Source organism: Azospirillum sp. TSH20, from assembly GCF_003115935.1.
Taxonomy (GTDB): Bacteria; Pseudomonadota; Alphaproteobacteria; order Azospirillales; family Azospirillaceae; genus Azospirillum.
On record NZ_LGQU01000016.1, the window covers coordinates 38,255 to 53,190 of the forward strand.

13 protein-coding genes are annotated in these 14,936 nt (G+C 68.6%); 3 read left to right on the forward strand and 10 right to left on the reverse strand.

What is annotated here, in order from left to right:
* Positions 1–22: 22 nt before the first annotated feature.
* The 4 genes from TSH20_RS04440 to TSH20_RS04455 are packed head-to-tail and all read right to left on the reverse strand — an operon-like array spanning position 23 to position 3,424.
* Entirely contained in the window at positions 23–985 is a 963-nt protein-coding gene (locus TSH20_RS04440) for a DUF1839 family protein (protein WP_109073638.1), read from the reverse strand.
* A gap of 8 nt (positions 986–993) precedes the next feature.
* Positions 994–1,920, reverse strand: coding sequence for an amino acid--[acyl-carrier-protein] ligase (locus tag TSH20_RS04445; RefSeq protein ID WP_109073596.1), 927 nt, complete (start codon positions 1,918–1,920; stop codon positions 994–996).
* Positions 1,917–3,122: an acyl-CoA dehydrogenase family protein gene (locus tag TSH20_RS04450; protein WP_109073597.1), complete on the reverse strand. Its 1,206-nt coding sequence runs from the start codon at positions 3,120–3,122 to the stop codon at positions 1,917–1,919. The genes TSH20_RS04445 and TSH20_RS04450 overlap by 4 nt, the downstream gene beginning before the upstream one ends.
* The gene (locus TSH20_RS04455) at positions 3,119–3,424 is read right to left on the reverse strand and encodes an acyl carrier protein (RefSeq protein WP_282183564.1); all 306 of its coding nucleotides are present in this window, start codon (positions 3,422–3,424) and stop codon (positions 3,119–3,121) included. Before TSH20_RS04455 ends, TSH20_RS04450 begins: the two co-directional genes overlap by 4 nt.
* Before the next feature lie 563 nt (positions 3,425–3,987).
* Here TSH20_RS04455 and TSH20_RS04460 point away from each other — a divergent pair.
* Entirely contained in the window at positions 3,988–6,615 is a 2,628-nt protein-coding gene (locus tag TSH20_RS04460) for a methyl-accepting chemotaxis protein (protein WP_109073598.1), read from the forward strand.
* Between the two features lie 31 nt (positions 6,616–6,646).
* Here the strand turns inward: TSH20_RS04460 and TSH20_RS04465 are convergent, their stop codons facing one another.
* The 3 genes from TSH20_RS04465 to TSH20_RS04475 form a co-directional block, all read right to left on the reverse strand.
* Positions 6,647–7,354 carry a Crp/Fnr family transcriptional regulator gene (locus TSH20_RS04465; RefSeq protein ID WP_246457956.1) on the reverse strand — a complete coding sequence of 236 codons (708 nt, stop codon included), beginning with the start codon at positions 7,352–7,354 and terminating at the stop codon, positions 6,647–6,649.
* A gap of 102 nt (positions 7,355–7,456) precedes the next feature.
* Positions 7,457–9,295 (reverse strand): ABC transporter ATP-binding protein/permease, encoded by a 1,839-nt coding sequence (locus TSH20_RS04470; protein WP_247871124.1) that lies wholly within the window; start codon positions 9,293–9,295, stop codon positions 7,457–7,459.
* Positions 9,296–9,395: 100 nt separating this feature from the next.
* Entirely contained in the window at positions 9,396–10,760 is a 1,365-nt protein-coding gene (locus tag TSH20_RS04475; protein WP_109073601.1) for a GH1 family beta-glucosidase, read from the reverse strand.
* Positions 10,761–10,968: 208 nt separating this feature from the next.
* Between TSH20_RS04475 and TSH20_RS04480 the strand changes: the two genes are divergently transcribed.
* Positions 10,969–12,252 carry an alpha-glucosidase/alpha-galactosidase gene (locus tag TSH20_RS04480; protein WP_109073602.1) on the forward strand — a complete coding sequence of 428 codons (1,284 nt, stop codon included), beginning with the start codon at positions 10,969–10,971 and terminating at the stop codon, positions 12,250–12,252.
* A gap of 83 nt (positions 12,253–12,335) precedes the next feature.
* Here the strand turns inward: TSH20_RS04480 and TSH20_RS04485 are convergent, their stop codons facing one another.
* From TSH20_RS04485 to TSH20_RS04495, 3 genes are all read right to left on the reverse strand, one after another.
* Positions 12,336–12,515 (reverse strand): hypothetical protein, encoded by a 180-nt coding sequence (locus tag TSH20_RS04485; RefSeq protein ID WP_109073603.1) that lies wholly within the window; start codon positions 12,513–12,515, stop codon positions 12,336–12,338.
* 85 nt (positions 12,516–12,600) lie between these two features.
* Positions 12,601–13,005, reverse strand: a complete 405-nt coding sequence (locus tag TSH20_RS04490) for a hypothetical protein (RefSeq protein WP_146205328.1) — start codon at positions 13,003–13,005, stop codon at positions 12,601–12,603.
* 150 nt (positions 13,006–13,155) lie between these two features.
* A complete protein-coding gene (locus TSH20_RS04495) occupies positions 13,156–14,307 on the reverse strand; it encodes an MFS transporter (RefSeq protein ID WP_109073605.1) in 1,152 nt (383 codons plus the stop codon).
* Between the two features lie 231 nt (positions 14,308–14,538).
* Between TSH20_RS04495 and TSH20_RS04500 the strand changes: the two genes are divergently transcribed.
* Positions 14,539–14,916 carry a nuclear transport factor 2 family protein gene (locus TSH20_RS04500; RefSeq protein ID WP_109073606.1) on the forward strand — a complete coding sequence of 126 codons (378 nt, stop codon included), beginning with the start codon at positions 14,539–14,541 and terminating at the stop codon, positions 14,914–14,916.
* The last annotated feature ends 20 nt before the right edge of the window (positions 14,917–14,936 follow it).

Consider the following 14,936-nt stretch of genomic DNA (forward strand, 5'->3'; position numbering starts at 1 on the left):
CTCGGATTCTGGCCATCGCCACTCACCCGTATCGCCGGGCCAGACTGCCCAGGACGGTGTCGTAGCCCCGTTCCAGCCGGTCGAAGCTGTCGGTCAGGTCGGGAGCCTTGCGCCGGGCCACGGTGCGAGCCAGCTGGAACTGCATCGCCTTGGCGCCCTCGGCGATGGACTGGCAGGCCTCCACCGCCTCCGCCGGGCCGTCGAGCCAGCGGACATAAGCGCCCAGCAGTTCGAAATTGGCGCCGAGCTGACGCAGCAGGTTGAAGGCGTAGAGGTGGAAATACTCCATCGGCCGGCCCAGCAGCCGGTCGAGATGCTCCGGGAAGGCGGCCCGGTAGGCGGTCACCGGATTGCCGGCCGGCCGGCGGGCGAGATGGCGGCGCAGCAGGTCGAGTGACGCTGTGACCAGCGCGCTCCCTTCCAGCGGCGGGGTGCCGGGCTTCACGAACTCGACATAGGGGAAGAGCGGACCGGCCGCCGCGGCGGCGACGCCCTCGTAATCGGTGCCCTCCAGCCGGTAGAAGCCGGCATTGTGGAAGTAATCCATCGTCCGGGCGGCCGGATCGATGCGGACGATGCCGACCGTCGTCTTCACATGGGTGGTGCCGTAGGAGGTGCCGCGGGTGTCCGGCAGGTGGAAGCCGTCGACCTCCACCAGCACCAGACCGCCGCCCCCAGGATTATTGGCCGGGCTGCGCTTCAACTGCTCCGCCACATGGGTTTCGACGCTGTCGTAGATCGCCAGCTCCTGCACGCGCAGGCCGTAGAGCGTCTCCAGGTCCTCCAGCGGCACCTTGAAGAAGGTGAACTGGTCGCCTTCGAAATCATGGGTGACGGTGAAGCCCAGCATCGCCCGCGGTTCCAACCCGCGGGCGTGCAGCGCCTCGATCCACAAATCGACGTAGCAGTTGGTCTCCGGCCAAATCCGCTCACCCTGGTGCAGGGGATGGCGGTCGTAGCCGTCGGGCCGGTGCGGAGTCCACATGCTGGCGGTCACCCCCACAGGACCTTGCGGACCGAGGCCGGCCACTGCGCGGTGTCGAAGCCGTGGTGGCGGAACAGCGCCAGCGCCACGCGCTCCATGCCGAAGCCGACGCAGGCGGTGTGGGCGACGCCGCCGTCGGCGGTGTGGATGTCCCACAGATGGCCGAAATGGTCCTGGTGATAGTTGAAGCTGAGGCAGGCGGTCGGCTTCTCAGTGCTGGTGATCGGGATCAGCAGCTCGAACTTCAGCTTCTGCTCGCGCTGGCTGCTCGACAGCATGGCGCCGGCCCGGCCGAAGAAGGGATCGTTGGCGACGTCGACGTCCAGCGGCACCTCCAGCGAGCCCATCATCTCGCGCCCGCGCTCCAGCCACAGCTCGCGGAATTCCACGACCTGATCGGGGGTGCCGATGCGGATGTATTCGCGCATGCGAAACAGCTGCATGCGGGCGGGGTCGATCGACGGTTCGTGCCGGAAGCAGTAGGAGAAGACGTCGATCAGCTTGCCGTCATCGGACAGCGCGCCGCGCCGGGCGATGGTGGGGTAGACCGGGTAGCAGGCGGCCGGGGTCATCACCACGTCGGTCGCGACCTGATCCTCGGTCCAGTCCTGCCCCTCCTCCAGCCGGCGCAGCAGGGTGCGGTGCGCCTTCTCGTCGCCGCCGAAGCTGTGGATGGTGCCGGCCAGATGGGGAAAGCTCTTCAGATATTCGCTTTCCTCGAAATACTGGCGGTTCAGGGCCGGCGGGAAGCGCATGACCTCCGCCCCGTCCTGGCCGCCCCAGCGGGTGACCAGGGCATCGAAACGCTCCACCACATCCTCGAAGACGCCGCTGCGGCCATAGAGGCCGTCCACGCCCGTGGGAATCAGCAGGCCCGCTTCGACCAACGCGTCGCGATAGGCGGCCTGGGCCGCGGTGATGTCGACCATGTTCATTCGAAGGGCCCCAACCCGTCCCGCTGGACGAGAAGCTGAGTGGCGACATGCGACATGATGCGGTCGTTGCCGATCATGAGCGCGGCGGAATGGGCGTCGCGCAGGTGGCGACCCAGGCTGTAGGGGGTGTCGTTGCGGTAGCCGGCCAGTCCGCAGGTGCGGATCGCCGCCTCCACCACCTCGCGCACCAGTTCCGACGTGGTGACCTTCAGCGTGCTCATCGCCGTGGCGAAGGACAGGCTGGTCAGCTGCTCCGGCGAGCCGCAGGCCATCTCGTACTGGCGGATCGCGGCGAGGATGACGGCCTTCATCTGCTGCAGCTTGGCCGTCGCCTCCGCCAGCCGCACGGCGGACGCCGGGGTGGTGCCGGGCTTGCGCTTGGCCTCCGAGCGGACGAAGGCGCGGGCGCGGCTGACCGCGTCGGCGGCGATGCCTAGCCAGGTGCTGCTCCACAGGATGTGGGTCACCGGCAGCATGGTCTGGGCCGACAGGTCGGCATAGGGCAAGGGCAGGATCTGGTCGATGATGCCCGCCGCCTCCAGCCGGTAGCCGTCGGAGCAGGTGCCGCGCATGCCCATCGCGTCCCAGAGCGATGTCTTCTCCAGCCGGTAATCGTCCTTGGTCACCACCACCAGCGCCTGATCGGACGACGGCGCGTCGGGGTTGCGCCGCGCGGTGACCAGGATCACGTCGGACTGGTCGCCGTAGGAGATGACCGAGGCGTTCTTCGCCAGGGTGAAGCGTTCGCCTTCAGCCTGGACGGCGCAGACGCTGTTGCGGATGTCGCCCCCGGTCTCCTTCTCCGTCGTGGCGGAGCCGAGGAGGAGCTGTTCGGCGGCGATGCGCGCCATCAGCGCGCGGTGCCAGTCGTTGGTGCCGTGGTTGACCAGACAGGCGACCTGGATCTGGTGCATGGCATAGATCATGCCGGTGGCGGCGCAGCCGCGGGCCAGCGCATGGCAGGCCGCCGCCACGTCGAACAGCGAGGCGCCGGCGCCGCCGAGGTCCGCCGGGACCATGACGCCCAGCAGCCCTTGCTCGCGCAGGGCGTCGAAGGCCTCGGTGGGGAAGCGGCCGTCGCGGTCGACGGCATCGGCATGGCGCGCGGCGATCTCGGCACCGACGGCGCGCGCACGGGCCGCGACATTGACCTGAGCCAGGCTTGGCGCCAGCTCGGCCAGGGCGGCCGGGGCGGCGTTCACGCCTCGCCCCCGTCGACCAGACCGCGCACCGCGTCGCGGATCGCGGCGATGCTCTCGAAGGTGCGGCGGTTCAGCAGCTTTTCCGGAAACTCGACGTCGAACTGCTCCTCCAGCCCCAGCATCAGGCCGACGCAGCCGTGCGAGGTGAGGCCGGCGGAATAGAGGTCGTCGTCGATGGCGAGCGTGCCGGCATCCACCGCCAGCCCGCCGCACTCCGCGAGGACGGAGCGGATGCCGGCGACCATCCCGTCGTCGGAACCACCGGCTGCTGAAGGGGGAAGCCCGGTGGTCCCAACGGTCATGGAGCCCTCAAAGGACGAACTGGCGAAAGGGTGGCTGGCATCCTGCGGCATTCTCGAAATCCCTTGGGTAACGTGCTGATCCCAAGCTAGCCACGCCACCCCGGTGCTTCCACTCGGCATCGGTATGGCCGTCCCGCTATCCAAGTGATCGGTTTTTCGCCGGTGGGGGTAAGCACACGGATAAGGTCGGTCGATGGCCGGGATGCCTTTCGTGCTGCCCGCTATGGCCATGATCCACGCGCATAGGCCTGGGCTTGGCAGTTCGGAAGCGGGTTACGGACTTTCCAATCGGAGAAATTTTCACACCGACGATGGGCAGATTTTCCACATATCGGAAGGTATAGGACTATCTTTTCGAGGTAGCGGAAAAGAGATTGACGGCTGCTCACCGTCTCGAAAATCATGCAAGGGCCGGTGTGGCCGATCGTCGCAAGCACGTCTTGAAGCTTGCAGTTCCGTGATTGTGCACAATTCGGGCTTGCGGCCGGCAGCGGCCATATCCGCCCTTACCTGCCCACCCTTACCTGCCCACCCCTTACCTGCTTTGTGGGGAAACCGACGCCATGACCACTGCCGCACCCGCCGTCCCACAGTCCGGCGCAGCCAAAGCCGGGCGCCGTCTCGGCGTGCGGGCCAAGCTGATGCTGTCCTTCGCCGGCATGGCGGCGATGACGGTGGCGGCCAGCGCCGTCGGCCTCATGTCCTTCTCCGCGGTGGAGCGGCCGATGGCGCAGATCGCCGACACCAGCCTGCCGGAGATGGAGCTGGCGACCCGGCTGGCCGGCGAAAGCGGCGCCATCGCCTCGGCCGCCCCGACGCTGGACGGCGCCGCCAGCCAGGAGGAGCGGGAACGCATCCGGACGGAGGCCAAGGAACGCGCCCGCGGCTTCCTGTCGCTGGTCGACGAGCTGGCCGGGCGCCGGCCGCAGGACCCGCTGCTGACGGAGGTGCGCGAGACCGGCAACGCGCTGATCGCCACGCTGGACGGCATCAACGACGGCGTGGCGCGGCGGCTGTCCGTGCATGACCGGCGCGAGGCCGCGTCCACCCGGCTGGCCCAGACCTATGACGGCTTCCTCAAGACGCTGGCGCCGCTGGTCGATGGCGCCGGGGAGGCCTTGCAGCAGAAGGGGATGGCGCTCGACGGCGGCACCGACCGCGACATGGGGATGCTGTCGGACGCCGTGCGGTCGATGATCGCGCTCTATGACCTGCGCAGCGGCATCGCCGGCGCGCTCGACGCCATGAACCGCTCCGGCACGGCGCAGGACGCCAGGACCATCGGCGAGCTGCAGCAATCCTATCTGGAGGCGTCGTCGCAGGTGACGGGGACGCTCGGCACGCTGGGCGACCGCTTGGCCCCCGACACCGCCGGCAAGATCGACGCGCTGTTCCTGTTCGGCTATGGCAAGGACAATGTCTTCGACCTGCGCCGCGCCGCGCTGGACGGCACCGAAAACAGCAGCGGCGCGGTCGACCGCCGGCTGGCCGAGCGGCTGACCGCCGCCAGGACGCAGGCCGCCCAACTGCTCGACGGGCTGAAGGCGCCGCTGCGCAAGGTGCAGAGCGACATCAAGCGCGCCAACTTCGACATCCGCTCGCAGGTGCAGGAGGCGGTGCAGGACCTGCTCGGCAGCGGGCTTGAGCGCTTCCGGACCAACCTGGAGCTGTCGACCTACGGCACCGCCCTGACCGGCGCGCTGAACGAGGCGGCGCAGGCCCCCGACGCTGCCCGCCTGGATCTTCTGGAAAAGCGCTTCACCGCCGCGTCCTCGTCGCTCTATGAGCGCGTCGGCACACTGCACGGGCAGGCCGGCGACGATGCCGCCGGCACCGAGGTGCTGACGGCGCTGGCGAAGGCGCTGATCGGCTTCGGCCGCGGCGAGGAAGGGGTGATCGCCCTGCGCCGCGCCGAACTGGCGGCGGCGGCCGACACCGAGCGGATGCTGGCCGAGAACCGGCAGCTCGCCCAGCGCTTCGCCGCCACCGTCGATCGCGAAATCGCCGCCATGCGGGACGAGGCGAAGGCTGCCGTCGCCGGCACCGAAGGCACCATCGCAGCCGGCCGCAAGATGCTGATCCTGTTCGCCGTCGGCAGCCTGATCGGCGCCGCGGCGCTGGCGTGGCTGGTGGTCGGACGCCACATCGTCGCCCGGCTGAGCGCGTTGTCCGACGCCATGCGGGAGATTGCCGAGGGCCGGCTGGATGCGCCGATCCCCGCCGCCGGGGCGGACGAGATCGGCGACATGACCCGCGCCCTGATGGTCTTCCGCGACACCGCCAATGAGGCGAACGCCGCCAATGCGCGGGCGGAGGCTGAACGCGGCCGGGCCGCCGGCGAACGCCGCCGCGCCATGGTCGAGATGGCGGAGAATTTCGAAAGCAGCGTGCGCGGCGTGCTGGACCGCGTCGCGCAGGCGGCCGGCGAGATGCAGGACATGGCCGAACGCATGACCCGCAGCGCCGACCTGACCGCCGGAGAGGCGACGACCGCCGCCGGCAGCTCCCAGCAGGCGGAGGGCAACGTCAAGGCGGTCGCCGCGGCGACGGAGGAGCTGTCGGCCTCGATCCAGGAGATCGGCACCCAGGTCCATGCCTCCAGCCAGATCGCCCGCAAGGCGGCGGACGAGGCGGAGCGCACCGACCGCACGGTCGAGGGGCTGGCCCAGACCGCCGGCCGCATCGGCGAGGTGGTCGGTCTGATCCAGTCGATCGCCGGCCAGACCAACCTGCTGGCGCTGAACGCCACCATCGAGGCGGCCCGCGCCGGCGAGGCCGGCAAGGGCTTCGCCGTGGTTGCCAGCGAGGTGAAGGGCCTCGCCACCCAGACCGCCAAGGCGACGGAGGACATCTCCGCCCAGATCGCCGCCATGCAGTCGGTGACGCAGGAGGCGGTGGACGCCATCCGCTCCATCGCCGGCACCATCCGCGAGGTCAATGAGATCGCCGCCACCATCGCCGCCGCGGTGGAGCAGCAGAGCGCCGCCACCCGCGAGATCGCCCGCAACGTGGGCGAGGCGGCGGACAGCACCCAACATGTGCGCGGCAACATCGACAGCGTCGCCGACGCGGCGCGCGAGTCGGGCGAGTCGGCCAACCGCGTGCTGTCGGCCTCCTCCACCGTGCAGGAACAGCTGCGGACGCTGGCCGGTCAGGTCGACGGGCTGGTCGGGGAAATGCGGGCGGCCTGAGTCCGGTCCATCGCGGGGAGACGGGCCGGGTTTACGGCCCGTCCGCCAGTTCCCGCAGGGCGTCCACGTCGCAGCGGAAGCGGTTGGGCCGCAGCTCGTCCAGCAGGCCCTGCCGCTTCAGTTCGGCGACGACGCGGCTGGCGGTCTCGGTGGTGATGCCCAGCACGGCGCCGACATCCTCCCGCCCGAAGAAGTCGCATTCGCCCTGGTCGTCCACCAGGGTCAGGAACAGCCGGGCGACCCGCGCCCTGGCGCTGCCGGTGCCGAGTTCGACCAGAAAGGCGTCGGCCCGCTCCACCGCCTGATGCCAGCGCCGCATCAGCTGCTGGTGCAGGTGCTGCGTCTCCTCCGACAGGCGCTGGATCACCGCGCGGGGGATGCGGCAGGTCAGGACGGGGTGGATGGCGATGGCGGTGTGGCGGTAGGGCTCGCCCAGCGCCGCCTCAAGACCGGCGGTGTCGCCGGTGCGGAGAAGCCGGACGATGCGCTGGCCGCCGTTGGGCAGATACTGCACCAGCTTCACCAGCCCGCCGCGCACCGTGAAGAGCGCCGCCGGCTCGTCACCGACATGGTAGAGCGCGGCCCCCGGCGCCACCGTCATCTCGTCGATCGGCAGGTGGATCAGGTTGAAATCGGATTCGGTCAGATCGGCGAACAGCGCCGACTCCCGGATGCCGCACCCCCGGCAGTTCGCCAGCCCCCGCCATGCCGCGTTGATGCTGGTCTTCTTCACGCTCATGTCCATGGTTGTGCGGGGCGGCGATGCTGTGGGTGCGAACGGTGTCCGCCGCGCAGTGTGGCAGCTTTTTGGATCGGTTCCAAGGTTCGGGAGCGGGGAGAGTCAGGCGGCGCTTTCCGTCGCCGGCAGGACCTCCCGCACCTCCTCGCGCAGGGTGACGGCGCCGTTGGTGCGCTCCAGCACCAGCTTGCGGCCGTGGTGGGCGTCCAGCCCGGCGTGGTGACCGATGGTCAGCAGGGTGGCGTTCGGCAGTTCCCGCTCCATCAGCGTCAGCAGCTCTTCCTCCGCCGGGGGATCGAGGCTGTCGGTGGCGTCCTCCAGGAAGATCCAGTCGGGGCGGCGGATCAGCAGCCGGGCGAAGCCCAGGCGTTGGCGTTCGGGCACCGACAGCACCTCGTCCCAGCGGTCGAGGCTGTCGAGCCGGTCGACGAGGTCGGGCAGCCCGACGCTGACCAGCGCGTCGGCCGCCTTGTCGTCGGCCAACGACGAGGCCGTGCCGGGATAGGCCAGCACCGCGCGCAGGGTGGCATGCGGCAGATAGGGACGCTCGGGCATGAAGAAGACGCGGGTGTGGGCCGGCAGGGTGATCAGCCCGCGGCCCCAGGGCCAGACGCCGGCCACCGCGCGGAACAGGCGGATGGTCGCCGTCGCGTCGCCGCCGATCAGCACGCGGTCGCCCGGCCGCACCTCCAGATCGAAGGAATGGACCACGGCCGTGCCGTTCGGCTCGTCGATGGCGACGCCGGCGAAGGTCAGGGACTTGTGCTCGTCCGCGCGCACGACCTGGATATGGCCGTCCGGCACGTCGCAGACTTCGCGGTCGAGCCGCACCAGCGCGTCGTGCAGGTTCAGCACGCGCTCCACCGACGCGCGCCATTCGGCGGCGCGCGGAAGGTTGTCGATCGGCCAGGACAGGGCGCCCACCGTCTGCTGGAAGGCCTGCGCCGTCTGCATCAGAACGCCCAACGTGATGGCGCCGGTGATGTAGCGGGGGGCGGCGACCAGGATCGGAAAGGCCGCCGATAGCACGGAATAGCTGGCGCTGAACACCATCATATTGGCGAGCGCCCCGGTCTGGCCGTTCCAGCCCCGCGTCACCCCGGCGAAGAGGCCGGCGAGATGCCCGCGCTCGGCCGATTCCCCGTGCAGCAGCGCGATGGTCTGGCCGTTCTCGCGGATGCGGGCCAGGGCGAAGCGGAAATCGGCCTCGTAGCCCTGGCGGCGGTTGACGGCGTTGACCAGCGGCTGGCCGATCAGCATGGCGATGCTGGTGCCCACCACGGCATAGATCAACGCCACAAACAGCAGATGGCCCGGCACCGACAGCTCGGACCCGAAAACCGTGACGGTCAGGGTGCCGGACAGCATCCACAGGATGTTGGTGAAGCTGACCAGCAGCAGCGCGCAGTAGGTCAGCGAATGGCCGAGGTCGATGGCGACCTCCGCCGTGATGCGGATGTCCTCGGCGATGCGGCCGTCGGGGTTGTCGTGCTCGCCCGGCAGATAGGCGATCTGGTGGTGGCGGCCGCGGCGCAGCCAGTCCTCCAGCAGCTTGCGCGTCAGCCAGTCGCGCCAGCCCATCTGCAACCGGCGCTTCACCCGCAGATGCAGCACGACGATGACGATGTTGTAGACGATGATCAGCCCGACCAGGCCGATCATGGTCATCAACCGGTCCATGGAGCGCTGTTCGAGCGCGTCGAACAGCCGCTCGCTCCACAGATTGATCAGCACCGGGATCGACACCTGCCCGATCGTCAGCACGACCAGCGCCACGGTCATCGCCCAGACGGTCACCCGGGTCCGTCCGAACCAATAGCCGCCCGCCAGCATCAGGAAGCGGCGGGTGAAGCCCGGTGCGCCATTATCCGGCCTGCTGGCGGCGGATTGGTCATCGCCGGTTTTGCCGCCGCCCGTCTTGCCGTCTGTGTCGTCGGTCATGTCGCCCATCCCGGGCTCCCGCCCTCAATCCTTAACGTCCGTATGGCTAACGAATAGGACGCCTATCGCCAAAAGTACAGGGTCAGGGGCGAAAGAAGGGTTAAAGCCTCCCCGTTCTCACAACCTCGGCAAGGAAGCGATAGCTGTCCTTCGGGGTGCGTTCCAGCGTATCATAATCGACCCGCACGATGCCGAACCGCTTCGACAGGCCGAAAGCCCACTCGAAGTTGTCCAGCAGGCTCCAGCACAGATAGCCTTTGACGTTGCAGCCGTCGGCCAGCGCCTTCGCCACCGATTCCAGATGCTCGCGGTAGTACAGCACCCGCTCGGCATCGTGGATCTGGCCGTCCGGCGTCACCACGTCGTCATAGGCGCAGCCGTTTTCCGCGATGAAGACGGCGGGGTTGCCGTAGTCGGTGCGGAATTCGGTCAGCAGGTCGTAAAGCCCCTCCGGCTGCACCGGCCAGGCCATGCCGGTCCAGCGCCGGCACTGCGCCTCGCCCCAGCCGACATCGAAGGGCCGGCCCTCCTCATGCTTCATCGTCATGCGGGAGTAGTAGTTGATGCCCAGCAGGTCGATGGGATAGCGGATCGCCTCCTCGTCGCCGGGCAGCACGAAGTCCGCCATCCTGTCGGCCAGCAGCGCCGGAATTTGCCCGCGCATCAGCCCGTCCAGCGTCACCCGGTTCCACACCGCGTCCCAGCGGGCGGCGGCGGCCACATCCTCCGGCCGGTCGCTGTCGGGAACGCTCGGCTGCAGGTTCAGGACGGTGCCCAGCGTCAGGTCGGAATGCTCCGCTGCGATGGCGCGCAACGCCGCGCCCTGCGCCAGATTCTGGTGGTGCAGAGCCCGCAGGATGCCCTGTTCGCCCAGCTTGTGGCCGGGCGCATGCTCCCCCACGCCATAGCCGAAGATGGCGACCACGTTCGGCTCGTTCAGCATCATCCAGGTCTTGACCCGGTCGGCAAGCCGGGCGGTGACGATGCGGGCGTAGTCGGCGAAGGGGCCGATGATCTCCCGCCCCTGCCAGCCGCCGGCATCCTCCAGCGGCTGCGGCAGGTCCCAATGATAGAGGCAGGCCATCGGCGTGATCCCGGCCTCCAGCAGCCCGTCGACCAGCCGGTCGTAGAAATCGAGGCCGCGGGTCTCCACCGCCCCCGTCCCCGTCGGCAGGATGCGCGGCCAGGCGATGGAGAAGCGGTAGCTGTCGAAGCCCGCCGCCTTCATCAGCGCGATGTCTTCCGGATAGCGGTGGTAATGGTCGCAGGCGACGGCGGCGCTGCTGCCGTCCATGATGCGGCCTTGCGCGGTGAAGGTGTCCCACACGCAAGGCCCACGCCCGTCGGCCTCCACCGCGCCTTCGATCTGGTAGGAGGCGGTGGACGCGCCCCAGCGGAAATCGGGCGGGAAACTCAGCGGTCTGGCATCGGCGGCCTGGGACACGGGCTGGCTGAAGCTGTCCATTGCTATCCTCCCACGGGGACGTTCGTTTTTCCCAGCATGCCGCAGCCGGACCGTCTTCGCCATGGGACAAGCATGCGGCCTGCGCGGGCGCGACGCGGTGGCGCAGATTGGGACGATTGCACGCGGGGACTGTGCGGACCCCTCCGAAAGGCGTAGCCTGTTCCGATAAGACGGCGGTCAGCCGCTCCGACCACGGAGGAAACCCCACATGCCCAACACCACGAAGATCGTCTTCATCGGCGCCGGCAGCGCCGCCTTCGGGCTCAGCCTGTTCCAGGATTTGTTTTCCACCACCGAGCTTGCCGGCAGCACCCTGACGCTGGTCGACACCAACGCGGAAGCGCTCGACCGCATGGCGGCGCTGGCCGAGGTGATGAACCGCCACGGCGACGCCGGCATCACCATCGAGAAGACCACCGACCGCAAGGCGGCCCTGCAGGGCGCCGGCTTCGTGCTGTGCGCCATCGCCATCGACCGCAACCGGCTGTGGCGGCTGGATTTCGAGGTGCCGAAGAAGCACGGCATCCGCCACACGCTGGGCGAGAACGGCGGTCCCGGCGGGCTGTTCTTCACCCTGCGCACCCTGCCGCTGATCGTCGACATCGTCCGCGACGTCGAGGCGATCTGCCCGGACGCGCTGTTCATCAACCTGTCGAACCCGGAAAGCCGGATCGTCCTGGGCCTGTCGCGCTGCACCTCCGTGCGGACGCTGGGGCTTTGCCACGGCATCTTCCTGGCGCGCTGGTTCATCTGCCAGATCCTGGGCATGGCGGAGAAGGAGGTCGATGTCTGGGGCGCCGGGCTGAACCATTTCCAATGGCTGACCGCGATCCGCGAGAAGGCGACGGGGCGCGACCTCTACCCGCTGTTGCGGGAGAAGGAGGCGACGCACGACCCGTCCTTCACCCCGCTGGCGCGCCGCCTGTTCCACGCCTTCGGCCTGTGGGTGACGCCCAGCGACGACCACACCGGCGAGTTCCTGCCCTATGGCTGGGAGGCCGGGGAGCATGGCTTCGACTTCAAGCATGACGAAGAGGGCCGCGTCATCCTGCGCGACCTGATGGACGGCGTCATCGACGGCAGCAAGCCGATCCCCGACGACTGGACCAAGCCGTCCTGGGGCGAGCGGGCGGTGGCGGTGATCGCCGGGCAACTGCACAACCAGAAGCGCTTCATCGAATCGGGCATCGTCATCAACCGCGGCGTCATCCCCGGCCTGCCCGACGAGCTGGCGGTGGAGGTGCCGCTGGTGGCGGACGCCGCCGGCATCCATCCGATCTCGCTCGGCCGCCTGCCCGACGGCATCGTCAAGCTGCTGTCGGTCCAGGCCAACGTTCAGCAATTGTCGGTGGAGGCGGCGCTGCACGGGTCGAAGGAACTGGCGCTGCAGGCCCTGCTGATCGACCCCGTCATCAACTCCAGCACGGCAGCCGTCGCCATCCTGGACGAGCTGTGGGAGGCGAACCGGCCCTATATCCGGGCGTGTTTGTAAGGAGCCTGTCGGCCGATCCGATATGAAAACGGCCGGGAGCGCTGTCGCTCACCGGCCATTCGGCGGGGAAGATGGGCCAGCGGTTACTGCTTCGGCTCTGCACGAAGAGCGCGGGCGCGAAGAAATGCGTCACGGCAGGACTTGTTCACCGCAGTGGCGATCGGTTCGGGCAAGCGACCACCGTTGGCATCCAGATGAGCCATCAGGCTTTCGCCATCGACGCCGCTGCCGTTCTCCTGTGGCTTACGCTTCGGAATGCCCATACTCGTATCCTCCCGCGCTCCTCGCACCGGTCTGATGGCGATCATACACAATGTAACATGCACAACTACGAAATTTCATAGTTGGTCACTCGGTACGGTGCTCCCAACTCCAGCGGCGATCAATATCCTGTAGGATCGGCCCTGTCCTGTAGCCAAGCTTGGTCAGGAAATCGACGGTCTTCCGGAAGCGCAGGGGAAACTCGCCGAGCGGGAGTTGCTCTTCGGTACGGCAGACGACAACGGCCGGGCGATATCGGTCGAGGAGAATCCGGGTGCCCTCGTGCAGGAGGTCGAGCACATGGTGCTTCACATCCGGGTGATAGACCCCCCTGGCCTCATCGCGCCTGTAATGCATCCATCCCCTGTCGAGCACCGCGTCGTAAACGTGGATGCCATGCAGAAGCTCGTACCTGCCGCCGCCCAGATGCTTCAGAGCAGCCGCTGCCGAGATGACCTGCTCCTGCTCGAAGTCCATGGTGATGTCGGTCAAGCAGATGGCATAGGGCGGCTCTTCAAGCAGCCGGAACTCGTAAGGCGGCAGGCACGCTTCTAACACGGGCAGTGGCCCCCGGTTGTGGACGCCCGCACTTTAATCGCGTTGCCCGGGAATGGGAAAGGGTGTGACGCAGATCCCCCCTCTTTAAGCACGCCCCCGCCGGATCAGCCGGGCCGAGGCGAAGCCCAGCCCGGCGGTCAGCGCGCCGACGCCGAGGAACAGCGGGCCGAAGCCGGTGTGGGTGGAGATGGCTCCGTACAGAACCGGGCCGATCCCCTGGCCGATGAAGAAGCTCGACGCGAACAGGGCCAGCGCCGACCCGCGGGCGGTCGGCGCCAGCTCCGTCGCCTGGGTCTGCATGGTGTTGTGCAGCATGTAGAAGCCGAAGCCGGCGACCAGGAAACACAGGCTCACCACCGGCCAGGGCACCGGGAAGGCTATGACCAGATAGGCGAGACCGGCCGCCAGACCACCGGCCTTCATCATGCCCCATTGGCCGAGCGAGGCGATCAGCCGCCGCACCACGGCGCTGTAGGCGACGCCGCCGATGGCGAAGGCGGCGATGGTCAGCCCGGCCTGGAAGGCGCCGGCCGCGCCATGTTCGATCAGCACCGGCGCCACGAAGGGGAAGACGCCGAAGATCAGCAGCCCTTCCGCCGCCACCGTGGCGAAGACGAACAGCGAGGCCGGGTTGGTCAGCACGGTGGCATAGCGCCGCTGCGCGTCCGCCACCGACAGGGGGGAGCGGGTTTCCACCTCCCGCGCCAGACCGATCAGGGCGGCGACGCAGATCAGCGCGGTCAGCCCGGCAGACAGGCCGAACACCATGCGCCAGCCGAAGGCCTCGGCCAGGGCGCCCGACACGGCGGAACCGGACATCTGCCCGAGGATCACCGCCAGCAGGAAACGACTGATGGCGATCTGACGCTCCTCATAGGGCACTCGGTCGCCGATCAGCGCCATGGACGCCGGGATGATGCCGCCGGCGAAGGCGCCGGCAAGGATGCGCCCGGCCATCACCGTGCCGTAGCTCGGCGCCATCGTGGACAGCACCAGACCGACGGTCAGGACCGACAGGGCCAGCCGGACCAGCCGCGACTTGCCGATGGCGTCGCCGACCGGCCCCAGCACGATCTGCATCAGGGCATAAGGCAGCGTGTAGGCGGAGGCCAGAAGCGCCGCCTGCCGCACCGTCACGCCGAGATCGTCGGCGATCAGCGTCAGCATCGGATCGGTGGTGCGTAGGGAAAAGGCGCTGGCAAACCCGGCGAGGCCGAGCAGGAAGATGAGGCGCATAGAGAATCCGAACGGCGGCGGTGACGGCAAAGGTGATGGTTGTGGACCTTAGCCGGATCGCGGGCATGCGTACCGCAGTGCGACGGTGATGGCAGGCATGCGCGCGCCGCGGGATCGTTCGTGTACGGCATTACCTGGCACGTAATCGATTCAGCTCCCGCCATCGGGCAATTCTGGCTTCGCCGGGACAATCCGGCGACCAGGACAACGGACCGAGAAAGGGACCTGACGATGACCGACGCAACCCACACCCCCGCCGCAATCGCCGACCTCTACATCGCCGCCTGGAACGAGACCGACCCGCAGCGGCGCCGCGCCCTGATCGCTGAAGGCTGGAGCGAGGATGCCAGCTATCTCGACCCGCTGGCGGGGGTCAGCGGCCATGACGGGCTGGACGCCCTGATCGACGCCGTGCAGCGGCAGTTCCCGGGCCTGCGCTTCAGCCTGATCGGGGCTGTGGACGGGCACAATGACCGGCTGCGCTTCTCCTGGGCGCTGGGGCCGGAGGGCGGCGAGCCGCTCGCCCGCGGCACCGATTTCGCCCTGCTGGCGGCGGACGGACGGCTGCGCAGCGTGACCGGCTTCCTCGACCAGATGCCCACGGCCTGAACCGCAATTCTTTCGCAGGG